The organism is Streptomyces sp. NPDC047886 (assembly GCF_043204435.1).
GTDB lineage: Bacteria > Actinomycetota > Actinomycetes > Streptomycetales > Streptomycetaceae > Streptomyces.
This window is the reverse complement of record NZ_JBIDCF010000005.1, coordinates 116,869-136,179: the sequence shown is the minus strand read 5'-3', so window position 1 is coordinate 136,179 and position 19,311 is coordinate 116,869. Positions and strand designations below refer to the sequence as shown.

General features: G+C 74.0%; 17 protein-coding genes. 8 read left to right on the top strand and 9 right to left on the bottom strand.

Annotated features, from left to right (window positions below; genetic code table 11):
* Positions 1-38: 38 nt before the first annotated feature.
* The 4 genes from ACGF5U_RS18660 to ACGF5U_RS18645 form a co-directional block, all read right to left on the bottom strand.
* Complete coding sequence (locus ACGF5U_RS18660; protein ID WP_392715591.1) at positions 39-1,082, bottom strand: hypothetical protein; 1,044 nt, start codon at positions 1,080-1,082, stop codon at positions 39-41.
* Between the two features lie 13 nt (positions 1,083-1,095).
* Positions 1,096-2,289, bottom strand: coding sequence for a hypothetical protein (locus ACGF5U_RS18655; protein ID WP_392715593.1), 1,194 nt, complete (start codon positions 2,287-2,289; stop codon positions 1,096-1,098).
* A gap of 186 nt (positions 2,290-2,475) precedes the next feature.
* Entirely contained in the window at positions 2,476-3,051 is a 576-nt protein-coding gene (locus ACGF5U_RS18650; protein ID WP_392715595.1) for an aspartate carbamoyltransferase, read from the bottom strand.
* Entirely contained in the window at positions 3,041-3,484 is a 444-nt protein-coding gene (locus ACGF5U_RS18645; RefSeq protein WP_392715597.1) for a MarR family winged helix-turn-helix transcriptional regulator, read from the bottom strand. Before ACGF5U_RS18645 ends, ACGF5U_RS18650 begins: the two co-directional genes overlap by 11 nt.
* Before the next feature lie 113 nt (positions 3,485-3,597).
* Here ACGF5U_RS18645 and ACGF5U_RS18640 point away from each other — a divergent pair, with 113 nt between their 5' ends.
* The 4 genes from ACGF5U_RS18640 (at position 3,598) to ACGF5U_RS18625 (ending at position 8,967) form a co-directional block, all read left to right on the top strand.
* Positions 3,598-5,409 (top strand): gamma-glutamyltransferase family protein, encoded by a 1,812-nt coding sequence (locus ACGF5U_RS18640; protein WP_392715599.1) that lies wholly within the window; start codon positions 3,598-3,600, stop codon positions 5,407-5,409.
* A 40-nt stretch (positions 5,410-5,449) separates the two neighbouring features.
* Positions 5,450-6,292, top strand: a complete 843-nt coding sequence (locus tag ACGF5U_RS18635; protein ID WP_392715601.1) for an inositol monophosphatase family protein — start codon at positions 5,450-5,452, stop codon at positions 6,290-6,292.
* A gap of 140 nt (positions 6,293-6,432) precedes the next feature.
* Positions 6,433-7,875: a phytoene desaturase family protein gene (locus tag ACGF5U_RS18630; protein ID WP_392715603.1), complete on the top strand. Its 1,443-nt coding sequence runs from the start codon at positions 6,433-6,435 to the stop codon at positions 7,873-7,875.
* 66 nt (positions 7,876-7,941) lie between these two features.
* The gene (locus tag ACGF5U_RS18625) at positions 7,942-8,967 is read left to right on the top strand and encodes an SDR family oxidoreductase (protein WP_392715605.1); all 1,026 of its coding nucleotides are present in this window, start codon (positions 7,942-7,944) and stop codon (positions 8,965-8,967) included.
* A gap of 103 nt (positions 8,968-9,070) precedes the next feature.
* On the opposite strand, the gene ACGF5U_RS18620 is transcribed toward ACGF5U_RS18625, so the two are convergent.
* Both ACGF5U_RS18620 and ACGF5U_RS18615 read right to left on the bottom strand, forming a co-directional pair.
* Positions 9,071-10,681, bottom strand: coding sequence for a phytoene desaturase family protein (locus ACGF5U_RS18620; RefSeq protein WP_392715607.1), 1,611 nt, complete (start codon positions 10,679-10,681; stop codon positions 9,071-9,073).
* 31 nt (positions 10,682-10,712) lie between these two features.
* The gene (locus ACGF5U_RS18615) at positions 10,713-11,177 is read right to left on the bottom strand and encodes an SRPBCC family protein (protein ID WP_392715609.1); all 465 of its coding nucleotides are present in this window, start codon (positions 11,175-11,177) and stop codon (positions 10,713-10,715) included.
* 128 nt (positions 11,178-11,305) lie between these two features.
* Between ACGF5U_RS18615 and ACGF5U_RS18610 the strand changes: the two genes are divergently transcribed.
* Positions 11,306-11,827: an O-acetyl-ADP-ribose deacetylase gene (locus ACGF5U_RS18610; protein WP_392715611.1), complete on the top strand. Its 522-nt coding sequence runs from the start codon at positions 11,306-11,308 to the stop codon at positions 11,825-11,827.
* A 136-nt stretch (positions 11,828-11,963) separates the two neighbouring features.
* Here ACGF5U_RS18610 and ACGF5U_RS18605 read toward each other — a convergent pair whose 3' ends face one another.
* Positions 11,964-12,506 (bottom strand): GNAT family N-acetyltransferase, encoded by a 543-nt coding sequence (locus tag ACGF5U_RS18605; RefSeq protein WP_392715613.1) that lies wholly within the window; start codon positions 12,504-12,506, stop codon positions 11,964-11,966.
* A 139-nt stretch (positions 12,507-12,645) separates the two neighbouring features.
* On the opposite strand from ACGF5U_RS18605, the gene ACGF5U_RS18600 reads away from it, so the two are divergent.
* Both ACGF5U_RS18600 and ACGF5U_RS18595 read left to right on the top strand, forming a co-directional pair.
* Positions 12,646-13,140, top strand: coding sequence for a hypothetical protein (locus ACGF5U_RS18600; RefSeq protein ID WP_392818847.1), 495 nt, complete (start codon positions 12,646-12,648; stop codon positions 13,138-13,140).
* 52 nt (positions 13,141-13,192) lie between these two features.
* On the top strand, positions 13,193-14,071 hold the full coding sequence (locus tag ACGF5U_RS18595; protein WP_392715617.1) for a F510_1955 family glycosylhydrolase: 879 nt from the start codon (positions 13,193-13,195) through the stop codon (positions 14,069-14,071).
* A gap of 323 nt (positions 14,072-14,394) precedes the next feature.
* On the opposite strand, the gene ACGF5U_RS18590 is transcribed toward ACGF5U_RS18595, so the two are convergent.
* On the bottom strand, positions 14,395-14,667 hold the full coding sequence (locus tag ACGF5U_RS18590; protein WP_392715835.1) for an SHOCT domain-containing protein: 273 nt from the start codon (positions 14,665-14,667) through the stop codon (positions 14,395-14,397).
* A gap of 216 nt (positions 14,668-14,883) precedes the next feature.
* Between ACGF5U_RS18590 and ACGF5U_RS18585 the strand changes: the two genes are divergently transcribed.
* Positions 14,884-17,790: a heavy metal translocating P-type ATPase gene (locus ACGF5U_RS18585; protein ID WP_392715619.1), complete on the top strand. Its 2,907-nt coding sequence runs from the start codon at positions 14,884-14,886 to the stop codon at positions 17,788-17,790.
* Between the two features lie 9 nt (positions 17,791-17,799).
* Here the strand turns inward: ACGF5U_RS18585 and ACGF5U_RS18580 are convergent, their stop codons facing one another.
* Positions 17,800-19,236, bottom strand: coding sequence for a helix-turn-helix domain-containing protein (locus tag ACGF5U_RS18580; RefSeq protein ID WP_392715621.1), 1,437 nt, complete (start codon positions 19,234-19,236; stop codon positions 17,800-17,802).
* Positions 19,237-19,311 lie beyond the last annotated feature (75 nt).

Below are 19,311 nucleotides of genomic sequence, written 5' to 3'. Positions count from 1 at the left end.
GTACTCACCTGCTTTCGAAGGGAGGGTGGGGTGGGAGTTCAGGAGTCCGGTGAGGTGAGCGCCCGCTGCAGGCACACCAGCGTCCATTCGGGTGAGAGTCCCTCGACGAAGGCTCGGTCCCGCCAGTGCTCGATGGCCATTTCGTCGGGGCGCGGATGCGTGGTCACCTCGTCGCGGATGCGGACCGGCAGGGCGAGCGTGGGCACGGCCACCATGAAGAGGCCCATCACCCGGGGCAGCCCGGCGAAGTCCGCGGCCGGCGGCGTGTCTTCGACGGCTTCGGCGAGTTTCGGCAGCAGTTGCCTGTGCGGCATCACGATTCCGCTCAGGAGCGCGTGGCAGGCCCGCTGCCGCTGGACGGCCGTTTCGGTGGCGGCGGGCAGCGCGCCCTCGGCGGCGGCGAGCAGTCGTTCCACCTTCGCCGCCTGGAGGTCCATCGCCGAGGCCACTTCGGGGCCCTCCTGCGGTCGCCGGTGCCACCTGCGGCGCAGCGCGGGCAGCCCCAGGACGGCAGGCAGCAGTGCCGCCGTCCTCACCAGCGCCCATCCCGGGCAGCCCCGCAGCCGCTTCTCGACCTCGTGCAGGCCGACATCCGGACCGAGTTCGGCGGCGGTCAGCGGCCGTGGGGGTCCTTCGGGAGCGAAGGTCAGACCCTCCTGCCGGGCGGCGCGGAGCAGGTCCGCGCAGGCGTCCTCGCCGCCGAGGACGTCCCGTGCGATGCTGCCGAACCACCATGGGGCCGCGGTGTACACCTTGGGGAGGCGGGTGTGCAGGAAGAGCGCGGATGCCGTCCTGGGCAGGGACCCGGGAAGGGGCCGGCCGGCCGGTTCGGCCGCGTAGGAGCCGGAGTGCAGGTTCTGGTGGAACTCGCGGTAGGGCTTGGGAGGGGAGGACAGCGACGCCTGTCCGAGCCGGGCGAGCATCTCGACGGCGATGACGTACTGAAGGGTCTCCAGTGCGCCCAGGAGAGGGGCGATCCGGGTGGCCAGGACTCCCTCGGCGTAGGAGAGCCGGGTGGTGAGCTCGTCGGGGCGCACGGTGAGGTCGGGGGCGGCGGGCGAGCGTGGTGCCGTGGTGGTCATGGGGTGGCCCTCCTCAGACGCTCAGGTCGGAGAGCTGCTGCTGAGACGTGCCCTGGGGGTATGCGCGCTTCGACACCTCGTCGAGGAGCGTCGCGTACTCCTCCAGCTTCTTGACGTCGATCGAGACGCCGGCTCCCTCGACGTACCAGTCCACGAACTGCTTCATCGTCGCCTGGGGGTGGCGCAGCATGTAGTTGGCGCGCTTGGCCTTCAGGTCGCTGAAGATGTGGTAGTGGTTCACCGTGGACGTGCCGTATGCCACCCACTCCGAGTAGTAGGCCATTCCGACCTTCGCCGGCCTGGGGATCTCGGGGCGGGAGCCGAAGATCTTCTCCATGCCGACGACGAAGTCGGACAGTCGACGCTGCTCCACGATGATCAGGCGCTCGGCGTCCGTGATGCGCTGGCTGAGCTTGCCCGTGGCGGCGTTCATCTTGTCGGTCGCCTTCCGCAGCTGCTCGATCTCCTTGTCCAGTTGCTCCTTCTCGCTCGCTCCGGACAGCGCGGCGAAGGCGACGTCGATCCCGACCGCGATGGCGAGGCCGATGCCGATGCCGGCCCACTCGCCGAGGGCGGCCTTGCCCATGTTCTCGGCCGCGGCCTCGGTGCCGACCTCGCGGCCCACGGTCTCCTCGCCGATTTCGGCGGTCTCCTCGCCGATGGGCGGGGCGCTCTCACCTTCGGGAAGCTCGATGGTGCCGGTCTCGCTCTCCGGGTCGATCGCCTGGCCCGCGTTGTCCGGCGACGAGACACCGGACCGGCCCCCGGCGTCCGGCAGGGTCGCCTCGGGCTCGACCACCTCGGGCGCCACCTTGGCGATGCCCCGCCGTACCGATGTGGGGATCGCCTTCACGAGGGCGTCCTTCGCGCGGAAGAGCGCCTTGAAGACGTAGTTGCCGGCGGCGAATTCGGCGATGAACGAGACGATCTCGGCGGGCAGTGAGCCGTTCGCGGGCTCCTCCAGCGCCTGGACGTGCTGGCGGTACTGCAGATAGTCGTCATGGCCCAGATGGGCCTCGTTGATGGTCATCATCAGCAGCAGGTTGGTGGCGACCATCCGTTTGTACTGATCGACCCGGGTGGCGGCTGTGTTTCCGTCCTTCAGGATCGTCTCCTGCGCGGTGAGAGCCGCGTCGTGGAGGTGGTTGACCTCGTCGCGCCGGTGCGGCAGCGCGTAGATCCAGTCGGCCCAGGGGATCGCGCCCATGGCGGTACGCTCCGTCTTCTCTGGTCGGGTTCACGTTCTGCCGGGTCATCGGCAGCGCGCCCGCGAGGCTTGAAGCGCAGAGAGTGACGAAACGTTACTGATGGTGAATTATGTCACCGAGGGCCGGCCATATTGCGATGAATGGCCCAACCGGAGCCTGCCGGAGATGCTTCCCGCCGGGGTGCGCTAGTAGTGCTCCGCGTGGTCTCCGTGGTCGGAGACCTGGGCTTCACCCCAGGCGTGCAGGGCCTCGACCAGTGCGGGATCGGTGGTGCGGAACCGCAGGGCGGCCCCGTCCGGGCGCTCGGTGTATGTGAGGGTGATGCGCCCCGCGCCCGCCGTCAGTTCACCGAGTCTGGGCATGGCGGTGCCGTGGATACGGGCCGGGTCGCCGTAGTCGCCCCGCCGGAACCGCCGTCCCTCGTGTTCCAGGTGCTCGCGGATCAGCCGGATCTGGGTGACGTCCTTCGGGTCGTCGCTGATCACCTCCTCACGCAGGCCGTCCTGCTCCGGCGTGAACCGGTGGGTGGTCCGGTCCAGGTCGAACGGCATGACCGACGTACCCTCGCGCGCCACCCGCTCCTGCCGGGACCCCTCGGCCGGCGCGCGCCCCGCGACGAGTGAGGCCAGGAGCGCGACCGCGGTCGCGGGCCTGACCGCTGTGCTCCGCGTGGCCGCCGTCGACGGCGTGGCCGTCGGTGCGTCGTGCCGCCGCTCCCGGCGCCACCGCCTCGTGCGGGTCGTCGGGCTCCTACGGTTCACGGCTTGCCTCCTCGAGCAGGCGCAGGGCTCGGATCACGCCGGGGCGCCGCGCCTTGGGGACCCGGTCGAGCAGTGCGGAAAGCCGGTCGGCCCGGCGCCGCGCCAGTTCGGCGGCGGCCTGTTCCCCTGGCGCGGTGAGCCCGACGAGCTGCGCCCGGCCGTCGTCCGGGTCCGGGGAGCGGTCGGCCCAGCCGCGCGCCGCCAACTGGTCCACCAGCCGGCTGGTGGTGGACTTCGTGAGGTTCAGTTCCTCGCCCAGGGTCCGCTGCGGCACGCGCCCGGCACGCAGCACGGTGAGGGCGTGCGCCTCAGCCGTGGACATGGGGGCGCCGCAGGGTGTCCGGTCGGCGTCGAGCAGGCCGAAGGAGCGGACGAAGCGGACGAGAGCATCGGAGAACGCTTCGGTCGAAACGTCGTCAGGGGACTCGGACATGGTTGCAATGTAGAACGATCCAGTCCCATTCTGCAACGAGTTTGGTTCCTGTGCGCGGATAAGGCGGCCTCGGGCAAGGAGAGTTGGGCAAGCCGGTCGGTAGGGTCGTCGCCATGTTCACCACACGGCCGACGCTCCAGGGCACCTTCGGCATGGTGTCCTCCACCCACTGGCTCGCCTCCCAGTCCGCCATGGCCGTCCTGGAGGGCGGCGGCAACGCTTTCGACGCCGCCGTCGCCGCCGGGTTCGTCCTCCACGTCGTGGAGCCGCACCTCAACGGGCCCGCCGGCGAGGTCCCGTTGCTCCTCGCCCCGGCCGGCGGGGACGTCCGTGTGCTGTGCGGGCAGGGGCCCGCGCCCGGAGGCGCGACCATCGCGCACTACCGCTCCCTCGGACTGCGGCTCGTCCCCGGCACCGGCCCCCTCGCCGCAGCCGTGCCCGGCGCCTTCGACGCGTGGATGCTGCTCCTGCGCGACCACGGCACCCTGTCCCTCGCCCAGGTCCTGCGGTACGCCGTCGCCTACGCGGAGCACGGGCACGCACCCGTGGAGCGGGTCGGCGCGACCGTGGAGACCGTACGCCCGCTCTTCGAGAACGAGTGGACGTCCTCCGCCGACGTGTACCTGCCCGGCGGGCGGCCTCCGGCGCCCGGGGAGCTCTTCCGCAACCCCGCCCTCGCCCGAACCTGGCGGCGGCTGATCGACGAGGCGACGGCCGAGGGCGGCCGCGACCGGGACGCCCAGATCGAGGCCGCCCGGCGGATCTGGCGTACCGGCTTCATCGCCGACGCGCTCGTCCGGCAGGCCGCCCGCCCCACCCTCGACACCTCCGGCGCCCACCGCACCGGCACCCTGAGCGCCGCCGACCTGGCCGGCTGGTCCGCCACGTACGAGGACCCCGTCACCTACGACTGGAACGGCTGGACCCTCTGCAAGGCCGGCCCCTGGAGCCAGGGCCCGGTCCTCCTCCAGCAGCTCGCCCTGCTCCCCGCACAGCTGCCCCCGTACGGCTCCGCCGACTACGTCCACCTCCTCATCGAGGGCTGCAAGCTCGCCATGGCCGACCGGGAGGCCTGGTACGGCGACGCGGCCGACGTCCCCCTGGACACCCTGCTGTCCGGCCCGTACAACGCCGAACGGCGCGCCCTCATCGGCGCCACGGCGTCGTACGCGCTCCGGCCGGGCAGCCCCGGCGGCCGTACACCGGTGCTGAGCGCGCACGCGGCCGCCGTCGCGGCGGGCCGGCCGGCCGTCCCCGCCGGTGCCGGTGTCGGTGTCGGTGTCGGCGCGGGGGAGCCGACCGTCGCGGCGGACGGCGCCACCGTGGGCGACACCTGCCACATCGACGTCGTGGACCGCTGGGGCAACATGGTCGCGGCGACCCCCAGCGGCGGCTGGCTCCAGTCCAACCCCGTCGTACCGGAACTCGGCTTCCCGCTCGGCACCCGCCTCCAGATGGCCTGGCTCGACCCCGGGCTGCCGAACTCGCTGACTCCGGGCCGCCGCCCCCGCACCACCCTCACTCCGACGCTGGCCCTGCGCGACGGCGAGCCCGTCATGGCGTTCGGCACGCCCGGCGGCGACCAGCAGGACCAGTGGCAGCCGCACTTCTTCCTCGCGGTCGCCCTGCGGCGGCCGATACGCGGCGGACTCGACCTCCAGGGCGCCATCGACGCGCCCAACTGGCACAACGACGCCTTCCCCGGCTCCTTCCACCCGCGCGGTATGACACCCGGCTCCGTCACCGTCGAATCCCGCATGGACGCGGACGTCGTCGCCGGACTCCGCAGGCGCGGCCACGACGTCACGGTCGGCCCGCCCTGGTCGGAGGGGCGGCTGTGCGCCGTCGCCCGCGACCCGCGCACCGGGATCCTGTCGGCCGCGGCGAACCCCCGGGGCATGCAGGGTTACGCCGTGGGACGGTGACCGCACGCGGCGTGTCAGAGGGACATGATGAGATGGACACATGATCGATGACGCGCTTGGAGACGTACTGGACGACGCGGGCTTCCTGGCCGCGGTCGAAGAGGCGGTCCGCGCGGCGGCCGCCGCCGAGATCGTCCCGCGCTGGCGCCGGCTCGCCGCCCACGAGGTCGACGAGAAGAGCGGCCCGCACGACCTGGTGACCATCGCCGACCGCAACGCCGAGGAGCATCTGACGCGGGCGCTCACGGCCCTGCTGCCCGGCTCCGTCGTCGTCGGCGAGGAGGCCGTCCACGCCGACCCCTCCGTGTACGACGCGCTGCACGGCGACACGCCCGTGTGGATCGTGGACCCGGTGGACGGCACACGCCAGTTCGTGCACGGCGACCCCGGGTTCTGCACGCTCGTGGCGCTCGCCCGCCACGACGAACTGCTGGCGTCCTGGACGTTCGCCCCGGCCCTGGACCGGATGGCCGTCGCCGTGCGCGGGCGGGGCGCGCGGCTGGGCGGCACGGTGCTCCGGGCCGGCTCGCCCGAGCCGGGCGCGCCGCTCAGGGTGGCCACGTCGCACCCCGACTACACCACGCCCGACGAGAAGCGCGCGCTCCTGGGCCTCGACACCGAGGGCGTCGCGCCCCGGCCGTGCGGCTCGGCGGGCCTCGCGTACCTCGACGTGGCGCGGGGCGAGCTCGACGCGATCGCGTTCTCCTGGGAGTACGCCTGGGACCACGCGGCGGGACTGCTGCTGGTCACCGAGGCGGGCGGCACCCATGTCACGCTCACCGGGCAGCCGTACCGCGTCTCGGGCGGCAACGCCCTGCCGTTCACGGCCGCGCGGGACACGAGGACGGCCGAAAGGATCAGGTCACTGCTGAAGGCGCGGTGACGCGCGGAACCCGCGCCGCACCGCCGCGTGTTCGCCCGTCGTCGTCCCCTCGTGGCCGACAACCGCCGTCCGGCGCCGGATGTCCGGTCCGGCCGAATATCCTGTGAGCCTTGGCCATTGGCTGATGAAGGAGTCCGAAGGTGCCGTCGATGCTCGATGCCGTCGTCGTGGGGGCGGGCCCCAACGGACTGACCGCTGCCGCCGAACTCGCCCGCAGGGGCTTCTCCGTGGCCGTGTTCGAGGCCCTCGACACCGTCGGCGGCGGGGCGCGGACCGAGGAGCTGACGCTGCCCGGCTTCCGTCACGACCCCTGCTCCGCCGTACATCCGCTCGGCGTCGGATCGCCCGCGTTCACGGCGATGCCCCTCGACCGGTACGGGCTGGAGTGGCTGCACACCGACCTGCCGATGGCGCACCCCTTCGACGACGGCACGGCGGCGGTGCTGTCCCGCTCCGTCGCGGAGACCGCCGCCTCGTTCGGGCCCCGGGACGCGGGCGCCTACCGCAGGCTGGTCGCGCCGTACATCGGCAGATGGGACACCCTCGCCCGTGACTTCATGTCCCTGCCGCTCACCGCGCTTCCCCGGGACCCGGTCACGCTCGCCCGGTTCGGCATCGACGGGCTGCCCCCGTCCACCTGGCTGATGCGCCGGTTCCGCGACGACCGGGCGCGCGCCCTGTTCGCCGGACTCGTCGCCCATGTCATCGCCCCGCTCGACGGCCTGGCCACCGGGGCGATCGGGCTCGTCTTCGCCCTCGCTGCGCACGCGAACGGCTGGCCCCTTCCGCGCGGCGGCTCCCAGTCGATCTCGGACGCCCTCGCCTCGTACGTACAGGACCTCGGCGGCACCGTCCACACCGGGTTCGAGGTCAAGCGCCTGGACGATCTGCCGCCCGCCCGCGCGTACGTCTTCGACACGTCACCGACCGCGCTCGCCCGCATCGCCGGATTCGGCGGGTACTACGACAACTACCGTTACGGCGCCTCCGTATTCAAGATCGACTACGCGATGGACGGCCCCGTGCCCTGGACGGCCGAGGAGCCGCGCCGCGCCGGAACGGTCCAGATCGGCCCCAGCAGCCGGGAGATCGGCACCGCGCTGCGCCAGGCCGCCGGCGGAACGGCCCCCCGCACCCCGTTCCTGATCACCGCTCAGCCCAGCCTGGTCGACCCGTCCCGCGCGCCCGAGGGGAAGCACGTCTTCTGGGCGTACGGCCATGTGCCGCACGGCTGGCGGGGCGACCTCACGGAGGCGGTCGAGCGCCAGATCGAGCGGTTCGCACCGGGCTTCCGCGACCTGGTCCTCGCCCGCGCCACGGCCGGGCCGCCCGAACTGGCCGCGCGCAACGCCAACTACGTCGGCGGGGACATCGCCTGCGGCGCCGCCAGCGGACTGCAGCTGCTGCTGCGCCCCCGGCTGTCCCTCTTCCCGTACAGCACCCCGCACCCGGCCGTCTTCCTCTGCTCGTCCGCGACCCCGCCGGGCCCCGGCGTGCACGGCATGTCCGGCCACAACGCGGCGAAGGCGGTCTGGCGCCATCTGACCGGCCGGACCCGGACGGGCAGGGCCCGGGGGGCGTAGCACGGCAGGCCGGGGGTACTCCGACCAGTCGACCCGTCGCACATCCCCCGACCGGGAGGACCGGCGATGAAGGATCTTAAGGACCTGGTCGTCGTGATCACGGGCGCGTCCAGCGGGATCGGCCGCGCGACCGCCCTCGACCTCGCCCGGCACGGCGCCTCGGTGGTACTCGCCGCGCGCGCCGAGGAAGCCCTCGAGACCGTCGCGGAACGCTGCCGGGCGTTCCGGCACGGGCGGGCGGTGGCCGTACCGACGGACGTGTCGGACCCGGCGGCGACGACCGCCCTCGCCCGGCGCGCCGTCAGCGCGTACGGACGGATCGACGTCTGGATCAACGCGGCGGCCGTCGCCGCGTTCGGCCGCGTCGAGGAACTGCCGCTCGACCAGGTGCGGCGAGTGCTCGACGTCAACGTCCTGGGCTGCGTCAACGGGGCGCGGGCCGCGCTGCCCGTGATGCGCGGCCAGGGCACCGGCACGCTGATCGACGTGTCGTCGGCGGTGGGGCTGGTGGCCGCACCGTACAACTCGCCCTACTCCATGTCGAAGTTCGCCGTCCGCGCCTTCGACTCCGCCCTGCGGCAGGAACTCCGGCTGGAGGGGCGGCACGGCATCCATGTCTGCACGGTGCTGCCGGCCACCATCGACACGCCGTTCTTCCAGCACCTCGCCAACCGCACGGGCCGCGCGGTGCGCGCCATGCCGCCGGTCTACACCCCGGAGCGGGTCGCCCGCGCGATCCGCCGTCTCCTGACCCGCCCGCGACGGGAGGTCGTCGTGGGGCCGCTCGGCCGCGCCCTGGCCCTGCAGGCGGTGGTCGCGCCCGGCCTCACGGAGAAGGCCCTGGCCCGCAAGGTGGACCGGACGCACTTCGTACGGGGCGCGAGCGCGCCGGACAGCGACGGCACCCTCTATGTGCCGCCTCCCGGCACGGGCGCCGTCCACGGCGGCTGGCACGGGGCCTCGCGCACCGCGGGCCGGCGCGCGCTCGCCGCCGGGGCCGCTGCCGGGATCCTTGCGGGCGCCGCCGCCGCCGCGGCGACGGCGGCCGGGCGGTCGCGGGCCACGGCATGCCGGTGGCCCCACGGGCGCTGACGACCGCCGGGTGTGGTCCGTGCGGCGTGGTGGCGACGGCCGGGGTGCGGGCTGTGCGGCGTGGTGGCGACGGCCGGGGTGCGGGCCGGGCGGCGCCGTCGGCTCAGCGGCGGCGGCCCAGCAGGCGCTGCCCGGCCGACAGCAGCGGCTCGGTGCCGAGCCGGCGGCCGCGCAGGGCCGCACGGGCGGCGTTCGCGCCGGGAGCCCCGTGCACGCCGCCGCCCGGATGCGCGGACGCCGACGCCAGGTACAGGCCGCGTACGGGGGTCTCCGGGCGACCCGTGCCGGGCACCGGCCGGAACACCAGCTGCTGGTGCAGGCTCGTGGTGCCCGCGTTGATGGCCCCGCCGCCCAGGTTGGCGTCGAGTGCCTCCAGAGCGGGTGGCGGCAGGACTCGGCGAGCGCGGACCGTGCCACGGAACCCGGGCGCGAAACGTTCCACGACGGCCTCCATGCGGTCGGCCATCCGCTGCCCCTCGCCGTCGTCCCAGACGCCGGTGATGCCGTCGGGACCCGCGTCCCCGCGCACCTCCCGGGGCACATGGGTGTAGGCCCAGGCCGACTCGGTGCCTTCCGGCGAGCGCGTACCGTCGGCCGTCGTCATCTGGCCCACGAGCAGGAACGGCCGGTCGGGCACCTGACGCACGGCGATCTGCGCGGCGAAGCGGGTGAGCTCGTCGACGCCGTCGGCCAGGTGCACGGTCCCCGCGCGCGCGGCCGGCTCGGCCGCCCACGGGATCGGACGGTCGAGGGCCCAGTCGACCTTGACCGTGCCGAAGTCCCACTGGAACCTGCGCATGTCGTCCCGGAGCCTGCCCGGCAGCAGATCCCAGCCGACGAGCCCCCCGTACAGCGCGGGCGCGGACACGTCGGCCAGCACCGCACGGCGGGCCGGAACCGATTCGCCGTCCACGGTACGCACCCCCAGCGCCCGTCCGCCGCGCACCGTCACCTCACCCACCGGGCGCCCGCAGCGTACGGCGCCGCCGCGGTCGACGAGCCGCCGGACCAGGGCCCGGGTCAGCGCTCCGGCACCGCCCACGGGGACGGGAAAGCCGTGGTGCTGCGCCAGCATGCACATCAGCCAGCCGAAACCGCCGCTCAGCGCCGACTCGGGCGACAGGTCCGCGTGCAGGGCGTTGCCGGCGAGCAGCAGCCGCCCGCCCTCCCCGGCGAACTCCTCCTCGCCCATCCGCCGGGTGGGCAGCAGCATCGTCCGGGCGACCCGCAGCGCGCCGCCGCCCCGCAACCGCCCCGCCAGGCGCAGAGCGGACCGCACCGGCGGGAACGGGGTGAACAGGGCGCGCAGGAGGTCCTCGCCGACGAGGTCCCACAGGTCGCACAGGCGCTCCCACGCCTCGCCGTCCCCGGGCGCGAAGGTCTCCAGGCCCGCCGACGTCCGCCGCCGGTCCCGCTCCAGCACGGCACACCGTCCGTCCGTCAGCGGATGCGCGACCACGGCCGGCGCATGGCTCCAGCGCAGCCCCCACTCCTCCAGCCGCAGGCCCTTCACCACCGGTGAGGCGGCCGCCAGCGGATAGAAGGAGCTGAAGAGGTCGTTGACGAACGCGGGGTCGACACCCCGGTCGCTGCGCACGGCACCGCCGGGCTCCGGCTGCGCCTCCAGCACCTCGACCGACCAGCCGGCATCGGCCAGCAGATTGGCCGCGACCAGCCCGTTGGGGCCCGCTCCGATCACCACGGCGTCCGGCACCGGACCACCTCCCGCGCGGGCCGGTCCACCGTCAACGGGACGCCGTGGCGCGGGCCCGCCGGCCGTCCCGGCCCTCGACGACCTCGGCGAGCCGGCGGAGCATCCGGCGGTGCCGCAACTGGAGGGCCGCTTCCAGCACCGCGTTGTGCGCCCGGCCGCCCAGGCCGCGCAGCGGATGCTCGTCCACGATGACGAGGGTGTTCTCACCCCAGGGCCGTACGTCGATGGCGATGCGGGCACTTCCCGCCGGGCCGCCGTCGGCCTCCAGCTCCAGCACGGCCGGGTACTCCATGCGGCGCACCACCGTGGACCCCTCGAACCGTCGCGGGCCGAGTCTCACCGTGTACCGGAGCGAGGAGCCCACCTCGGGCCAGACGCCTTCGAGGGGGTGCGTGTCCTCCGTGCCCACCACCCACTCGGCGTACATGCCGGGGTCGCTGAGCACCGCCCAGACGGCCTCGGGCGGTCGTTCGATCAGATGATGCCGTGCAGCCATGTCCGCTCCGCTGACCCACGGGGCGTGTTCTCGCTCACCGCCCCTGACAGACCTCCTCTGTCCAATGTCACCGCCCGAGGCGCCGCCCGCACCTCGGCACGGCGCGGACGAGGCGGCAGGATGGCCCCATGCACACGCACCGTCCGGTCCTGACGCTCGTCCGCGGCGACATCACCGAGCAGCATGTCGACGCCCTCGTCAACGCCGCCAACTCCTCCCTCCTGGGCGGTGGCGGAGTCGACGGCGCGATCCACCGCGCGGGAGGTCCGGAGATCCTCGCCGACTGCCGCCGCCTGCGCGCCTCCCACTACGGCCGCGGCCTCCCCACCGGCCGTGCCGTCGCCACCACCGCCGGCCGGCTGCCCGCCCGCTGGGTGATCCACACCGTCGGCCCGGTCTTCTCCCGTACGGAGGACCGCTCCGGCCTCCTCGCCTCCTGCTACCGCGAGTCCCTCCGCGTCGCCGACGAACTGGGCGCCCGTACGGTCGCGTTCCCCGCCATCTCCACCGGCGTCTACGGCTGGCCGATGGACGACGGCGCCCGCGTCGCCGTCGAGACCGTGCGGGCCACCGGGACCGAGGTCGAGGAGATCAGGTTCGTGCTCTTCGACGAGGCGGCGTACGAGACGTTCGCCCGGCGGCTGGACTAGAGCCTGCCTCTTCGGCGCTCGGGTGCGTTCGGGTGCTGCCGTGGCGGCCCGAGCACGTGACGCGTCCGGACACGACGCCGGGCGACACGGCGACGCGTCCGGACGCGCCGCCCGCGACACGGCCCCGGGCGGCGGCCTACGCCCGCGAGTCCGGCTTCCAGTCCTCGACGAGGAGCCCGAGCAGCACCTCGTCCAGGAACTCGCCCATCACCCAGGCCGAGGACCGCAGCACGCCCTCGCGGACGAAGCCGTTGCGCTCGGCGGAGCGCAGCATCGCGGCGTTGTCCGACAGCGTCTCGATCTGCAGCCGCCGCAGGCCGCGCACGACGAAGCCGTAGTGGCACAGCACCGCGACCACGTCGGTGCCGTAGCCCCTGCCACGGGAGGACGGCAGCAGTCCGAGGCCGATGTGCGCGGACCGGTTGTGGTTGTCGATCCCCCACAGCGTCGCGGTGCCGATCAGCGTGCCGCCTTCCAACTCCACCACGGAGAACGGAACGTGCCCCTGCTCCTTGTCGTCCACCACGAGCCGCGGGTCCTTCGAGCCGGGCGTGACCGGCCGCCACGGTCCGCCTTCGGCCCGCGAGGCGTTGACCACGTCGTCGTAGAGCTCGGCCCGCAGGACCGGGATGTCGTCCTCGTGCCGGGCTCTCAGCCCGACCTTGTGACCTCTCAGCATGCGAGCTTCCTATCCGGCCGGCCCGGCGGGGGCAATCCGATAACGGCCGGATCCGCAGCCTCGGGCGCCGAGAAGGCGGGCGCAGTGCGGCCTGGGAGGCGGCGGCGGGCGGCACGGGAGCGGCGGCTACCCTCGCGGGATGGCCATGGCATCGTCGCGATCCGGTACGCCCGGAGGGAGCCGCCTCTCGGCGGGGCCCGCGGGCTTGCTGTGGCTGGCCGCGCTGATGTTCGGCCTGCTGTACACGCACGCGGTGAGCGCCGAGACGACCGCGAGCCACCTGAGCGCGCACGCCGTCGTCCGGACCGCGCCCACGGACCACCGCGCTCCGGCGCCACCCGGTACCCACCACGCTCCGGTGTCACCCGGTACCCACCACGCTCCGGTGTCACCCGGTACCCACCACGATGCCGCGCCAGGCCCCCACCACGACGGGCAGGAGCCGCATCCCGCGGGGCAGTGCGTCTCCGGCCAGCCCCAGCAGGGGCACGTCCTGCCGGCTCCCGCCCCGGCCGGGCTCGGGGGAGCGGCGGCCTGCTCCGGGCTCCTGGCGGCGAAGCCCGCACCTCAGTCGCCCCGTGCGGTGCACCCCGAGTGGCGAAGCTCCATGGGCTCTGTCGTCCTGCGGATCTAGACGCCCGGGACGCCTCGAATCCCGACAGCCCATCTCCGCTCAGGACACATACATGAACACGACTCGTATCCGGTCCATCGGCCTCGGCGCGGTGCTCGCGCTCGGCCTCACCGCCTGCTCCTTTGGGAGCGGCACGGACACCGGCGCCGCCGCGCCCGAACCGTCCCTCGGAACCGTGAGCCACGTCCACGGGCTCGGCGTCGACCCGTCCGACCGGCGGCTGTACGTCGCCACCCACGACGGGCTGTTCGTCGTGGGCCAGAACGGCGCCGCCGAACCGGCGGGCCCGAGCCACCACGACTTCATGGGCTTCACCGTGGCCGGGCCGAAGAGGTTCCTCGCCAGCGGACACCCCGCGTCCGGTGCCGAAGGCCCCGGCGACCTCGGGCTCATCGAGAGCACCGACGGAGGAAAGACGTGGAAGCCCCGGTCGCTGGCCGGCGAGGTCGACTTCCACGCCCTCGACCACGCGCACGGCACCGTCTACGGCTACGACAGCACCAACGCCCTGCTCCGCGTCAGCGAGGACGGCGTCACCTGGGACGACCGCGCCCGCCTCCAGGCCCTCGACATCGCCGTCGATCCGGAGAACCCGGACACCGTGCTGGCGACGACCGCCGACGGCATCGCGCGGAGCACCGACGGCGGCCGGACCTTCGCCGAGGGCGAGCCGCCCGCCATGGCCTTCCTCTCCTGGCCCGGGGCCGACGCGTTGTACGGCATCGGCGACTCCGGCGAACTGAGCCGGAGCGCCGACGGCGGCACGACCTGGCAGCCGGCGGGCACGGTGCCCGGCGGCCAGGTCCAGGCCCTGACGGCGGTCGACGCCCAGCACGTCCTAGCCGCGACGGAGAGCGGCGTGTACGAGTCCAGGGACGGCGGCAAGAGCTTCACCAAGCGTCTCGTGGTCCACGCGGGCGACGGTCACTGACCTCAGTGGCCGTGCCCGTCGCCGTCCCCGTGGCCGATCGTCGCCCAGTGCCCCGGCCGCCCGCCTCCGGTCCCGGCCGGGCAGCACCGGCACCCCCGGTCGCCGGCGTGCTCACGGCGACCCGGCCACGGTCGTCGCCCGGGTAGGGAGTATCCGGCGGATCATGGTGGCATGGGAGCCGGTTGCGCTTTCCCGCTGGTGAGCGGGGTCTGGTGCGATGCGGACGCAAGGCGGAGGGAGCCACTGCGGAGCATCGGCGACCGACGACAACGCCGCGGATGTGCGTGCCAGGGCACGCGGCCCAAGCATGATCCGCCGGACGCCTAGAGCGGGCCGGCACGCAGCGCGCTCAGGCGCCGCCGGTACTCCTCCTCGTCGATCTCCCCACGGGCCAGCCGGTCGCCGAGGATCTCCTCGGGCGTGGGACCCGCCGGGCGGGACCGGTCAGCGGACGGAGTCTGCTCGTGCGGCGACCGGTTCAGGGCGCGGAAGAGCAGGACGGCCGCCATGACGATCAGCGCCCAGAAGAGGACCATGCCAGCCGACATCGCGAACCAGCCCCAGCCGTTCATGCCGTGGTCGTACCAGACCATCATCGTCACTCACCCGCTCAGGTGGCCGCGGTGCGGGCCGGGAGCCCGCTCCTGCGGGGACTCGTGTCCTGTCTCGCATGGTGCACCCGTTCGCGGGCCCCGGCACGGGGCCGGGCGGGCCCCGCCCGGTGGGCCGACCGGCCCCTGGGCCGTACGGCGCGTGGAGGCGCACGCTGGAAGGTGAGCCGACACCGAGCCGACGCGGGGAGGCGAGCCGCCGTGGCTGCCCTTGATGTGGTCGTCCTACTGGGCTCGGCAGCGCTGATCGCGGTGCTGGGCTGGTTCTTCTTCGGGCCGCGCCGCGCCGGAGCCGCGCGGATCGAGGGCGGGGTGCAGCGCGTCGACGTGACGGTACGGGGCGGCTACAGCCCCGACCTGATCAAGGTCCGGCAAGGTACGCCGGTCGAGCTGGTCTTCGACCGGCAGGAGTCCGGCGAGTGCACCTCGCGCGTCGTGTTCCCCGATCTCGCCGTCGGCGCCGGTCTGCCCGCGCACACCCGTACCACGGTACGGCTGAACCCCGACCGGCCTGGCTCGTACGGCTTCGCCTGCGGGATGAACATGATCCACGGCACGCTGCTCGTCGAACCCTCCGAACCCTCCGAACCCTCCGAACCCTCCGAACCCCCCGAACCCTCCGAACCCCCCGACGCCCGCGGCCACGGCCATGGCGGCCATGACGGTGGCGCCACGGCCGCCGCACCGCCCAGCGAGGCCGCCGGCGGCCCCCCTGCGGAGAGGACGGCGGCCGAGGCCGAGGCGGCGGACGCCGCCGAGCGACAGGCGGAGATCAAGGACCTGACCCGGCGGGTCGCCGTCGGCGCGGTGCTGACCGCCCCGGTGCTGTTCGCCGTGATGGCGTACGAGGTCTTCGGCGCCGACTGGGTGCCTGACCTGCTGATGGACCACTGGCTGCAACTGGCGCTGATCACTCCGGTGATGTTCTACACCGGCCTGCCCATCCACCGGACCGGCTGGCTGACCATGCGCCACCGCGCGGCGGACATGAACAGCCTCATCACGCTCGGCACCACCGCCGCCTACTGCTACAGCCTGCTGGTCACGCTCGCCCCCCGGCTGCTGCCCGCCGACGTGCGGGAGGTCTACTTCGAAGCGGTCGGCGTCATCCTCACCCTCATTCTCCTCGGCCGGCTGCTGGAGGCCCGTGCGAAGGCGGGTACGGGCGAGGCCATCCGCGCCCTGCTGGGCCTCCAGCCCCGCACCGCCCGTGTCGTACGCGGAGGCGACGAGCGGGAGATACCGCTCGACCAGGTCGAGGTCGGCGACGAACTCGTCGTCCGGCCGGGCGAGAAGATCCCCGTCGACGCCGACGTCCTGTCCGGGGCTTCCGCCGTGGACGAGTCGATGGTGACGGGCGAGCCGATGCCCGTCACCAAGCACGCGGGCGACACCGTCATTGGCGCCACCGTCAACGGCACCGGCTCCCTGCGCGTCCGCGCGGCCAGGGTCGGCGCCGACACGATGCTGGCCCAGATCATCCGCCTGGTCCAGCAGGCCCAGGCGTCGAAGGCGCCCATCCAGCGGCTCGCGGACGCCGTGTCCGCGTACTTCGTACCCGCCGTGATCGCCATCGCGATCGGCACGTTCGCCCTCTGGTTCACCGTCGGTCCCGCCCCGGCGCTCACCCTCGCGCTGGTCTCCGCCGTCGCGGTACTGATCATCGCCTGCCCGTGCGCGCTCGGTCTGGCCACACCGCTGTCGGTGATGGTCGGCACCGGAAAAGGAGCCCAGGCCGGCATCCTGATCCGCTCGGCGGAGGCGCTGGAGACCGCGCACAAGCTGGACACGGTCGTTCTCGACAAGACCGGCACGGTCACCGAGGGCAAGCCCGTCCTGACCGACGTCCGGCCATCCGGTGTCCGCCCGCCCGGCGCCCGCCCGCCCGGCGCCGACGGACGGGAGCGGGACGGACTGCTACGCCTCGTCGCGGCGGCCGAGGCCGACAGCGAACACCCGCTCGCGCGCGCCATCGTGGACGGCGCCGACGCGCGGGGACTGGACCGGCCGACCGCGACCGGCTTCGACTCGGTCACCGGAAAGGGCGTCCGGGCCACCGTCGAAGGCCGCACCGTCCTCGTCGGCACCGCCGGTCTCCTCACCGGCGCCGGAGTCGACCCCTCCGGCCTCGTACCGGTCGCGACGGAGTGCGCCGCCGAGGGGAAGACCCCCGTGCTCGTCGCCGTCGACGGCCGGCCGGCGGGCGTGCTCGCGGTCGCCGACACCGTCAAAGAGGACTCCGCCGCCGCGATCGCCGCTCTGCGGCGCCTCGGTGTCGAGGTCGTCATCATCACCGGCGACAACGCGCGTACGGCGGCGGCGATCGCCCGCCAGGTCGGCGTGGGCCGTGTGCTCGCCGAAGTGCTCCCCGAGCACAAGGCGGACGAGATCCGCCGTCTCCAGGGCGAGGGCCGTACGGTCGGCATGGTCGGCGACGGCATCAACGACGCCCCGGCGCTCGCCGCAGCCGATGTCGGGCTCGCGATCGGCACGGGCACCGACGTCGCCATCGAGGCCGCCGACATCACACTCATCTCCGGGTCCCTGAGCGGTGTCGTCACCGCGATCCGGCTCTCCCGCGCCACCCTGCGCAACATCCGCCAGAACCTGTTCTTCGCCCTCGTCTACAACGCGGTCGGTGTCCCCATCGCCGCGGGCGCCCTCTACCCGCTGTGGGGCGTCCGGCTCAGCCCGATCATCGCCGCCGCGGCCATGGCCCTGTCGTCGCTCTCCGTCGTGACCAACTCCTCGCGGCTGCGCCGCTGGCGCGGTGAACCGCTGCCGCCCGCCGAGCGGCAGCCGACGCCCGCCGAGCCGGAGGTCGAGACGTATGCCGAACAGCGCGCCGACCAGCACGCGGGACACGCCGAGCCACACGCCGAGACCGAGCACGCCGAGCACGCCGGACCGCATGCCGAGCACGTCGGCGCGGTGGTGGACCCGGTGTGCGGCATGACCATCGACCCGGCGACCGCCGCCGCACGCCGCGAGACCGGCAACGGAACCGTGTACTTCTGCTCCGCGCACTGCGCCGCCGCGTTCGACGCCGACCCGGACCGCTACGGCACCGTCAGAGCCCCCGGCGACGGACCTGACGCCCGCTCGTGATCAATACACCTAGCGGCCCCACGCGCCGTTCTCCACGGCGTAGCCGTACTCCTCGGCGGCCGGGTAGCCGCTCGTACGGAAGGGCCGGCCGCCGTCGTCGACGGTGAGCGTCCCCCGCCGGTCGCCGCTGGTCCACTCCGCTTCCAGGTACCAGTCGCAGTCGCAGCGCCCGGCCGTCGCCTCCACCCGTACGACCAGCGGATCGCCGTCGGTCACCCGGTACGGGAGGCGGGTCGCGGGGAGCGGGCGCTCGCCGTCGAAACCGTCGACGGGCCGCGCCAGCGGCCGCGCCGCGTCCAGGTCCACGGTGTAGGCGGCCGGGGTCAGCATGCCGCCGCAGCCGTTGTCCATGGCGTACGCGGGCCAGCTCAGCGGCGCACGCCGGGCGGCGACCCGTACGGACAGCCGCTGGACCACCACGGTCTCGCCGCGCGGGGCGGTGATCGTGGCGCGGACGATCGTCGTACCGCCGTGCACCGCGCCCAGCGACGCCGCCCACGGGCGGGCGTCCTGCTCCACCGGCGGCGGCGGAACGGCGGACGGGGGCCGGTTCACCAGATAGCGGTGGTCACAGCCCTGCGCCCACACATGGGAGTCGGCGCTCCAGGCGGGCGTCGCGCCGGTGACGGAGGACGCGGGGGAGGAGGCCGAGGGCCGGGGCGAGGGAGGCGTGGCGGACGGGCCGGCCGGCGCGCCGCCGCTCGGCGTGGGCGTCGGGGCGGCGGTGGCCGACGCCGAGGTCGACGCCGTGCCGGGCGGGGCCGGGGCGGTGACCGGAGCGCGGGCCTCCGACGGCCCCGCGCCGGATCCGCCGTCCGCCAGGTCCACCGCGACGACGGCGGCGACGAGCGCGGCGGCCGCACCGGCGGCGACGGTCCACCGCGCCCTGGCGATGCGCGCCGACCGCTCGGGCCCGCGCCCCCGCCCGCCGCCCGTCACGGCGACGACGGGTTCGGCCGTGCCCGGTTCGCTCACGACGGGTTCGCTGGCGGGTTCGCTCACGACGGGTTGGCTCACGACCGGTTCGCTGGCGGTTTGGCTCACGACGGGTTCGCTGACGGGTCCGGTAGCGCCGCGTTCGTTTGCGACGGGTTCGGTCGCCACGGACTCGGCGTCGCGCGGCGGCTCGGGCTCAGCGGCTGGAGCAGGCGCCGGTTCCGGGGCGGGGCCGGGGGCCACCGGGCGTACCGCACGGGTCCGGGCCTCGTCCGCCAGAACCCACTGGCGGTGCAGCTCCAGCAACTCCTCCCGGGGAGCACCGGCGAGCCGGGCGAGGCGGTTCACCAACGCGTAGTCGACCGGGACGGTCTCCCCGAGGCAGTAGCGGTGCAGCGTCGACCGGCCCACATGGAGTTTCGCGGCGAGGGCGCCGTAACTCAGTCCCGTTCGGTCCTTCAGGTTCCGCAGGTGTTCCGCGAACGCCTCGACCTCGATCGGCCCCGTCATGCCACGCCCCGTTCCCCGTCCCGGCGTTCGCCGTCCCACTGATCCGCCATCCCGCCCTCCGTCCCAGGCAGTTGA

What these genes read in the sequence shown, in the direction of transcription:
- ACGF5U_RS18605 (WP_392715613.1), bottom strand. Translation starts at nt 12,506, where the DNA reads ATGCTGAGAGGTCACAAGGTCGGGCTGAGAGCCCGGCACGAGGACGAC.
- ACGF5U_RS18615 (WP_392715609.1), bottom strand. Translation starts at nt 11,177, where the DNA reads ATGGCTGCACGGCATCATCTGATCGAACGACCGCCCGAGGCCGTCTGG.
- ACGF5U_RS18640 (WP_392715599.1), top strand. Translation starts at nt 3,598, where the DNA reads ATGTTCACCACACGGCCGACGCTCCAGGGCACCTTCGGCATGGTGTCC.
- ACGF5U_RS18655 (WP_392715593.1), bottom strand. Translation starts at nt 2,289, where the DNA reads ATGGGCGCGATCCCCTGGGCCGACTGGATCTACGCGCTGCCGCACCGG.
- ACGF5U_RS18590 (WP_392715835.1), bottom strand. Translation starts at nt 14,667, where the DNA reads ATGATGGTCTGGTACGACCACGGCATGAACGGCTGGGGCTGGTTCGCG.
- ACGF5U_RS18635 (WP_392715601.1), top strand. Translation starts at nt 5,450, where the DNA reads ATGATCGATGACGCGCTTGGAGACGTACTGGACGACGCGGGCTTCCTG.
- ACGF5U_RS18625 (WP_392715605.1), top strand. Translation starts at nt 7,942, where the DNA reads ATGAAGGATCTTAAGGACCTGGTCGTCGTGATCACGGGCGCGTCCAGC.
- ACGF5U_RS18580 (WP_392715621.1), bottom strand. Translation starts at nt 19,236, where the DNA reads ATGACGGGGCCGATCGAGGTCGAGGCGTTCGCGGAACACCTGCGGAAC.
- ACGF5U_RS18595 (WP_392715617.1), top strand. Translation starts at nt 13,193, where the DNA reads ATGAACACGACTCGTATCCGGTCCATCGGCCTCGGCGCGGTGCTCGCG.
- ACGF5U_RS18600 (WP_392818847.1), top strand. Translation starts at nt 12,646, where the DNA reads ATGGCCATGGCATCGTCGCGATCCGGTACGCCCGGAGGGAGCCGCCTC.
- ACGF5U_RS18610 (WP_392715611.1), top strand. Translation starts at nt 11,306, where the DNA reads ATGCACACGCACCGTCCGGTCCTGACGCTCGTCCGCGGCGACATCACC.
- ACGF5U_RS18645 (WP_392715597.1), bottom strand. Translation starts at nt 3,484, where the DNA reads ATGTCCGAGTCCCCTGACGACGTTTCGACCGAAGCGTTCTCCGATGCT.
- ACGF5U_RS18660 (WP_392715591.1), bottom strand. Translation starts at nt 1,082, where the DNA reads ATGACCACCACGGCACCACGCTCGCCCGCCGCCCCCGACCTCACCGTG.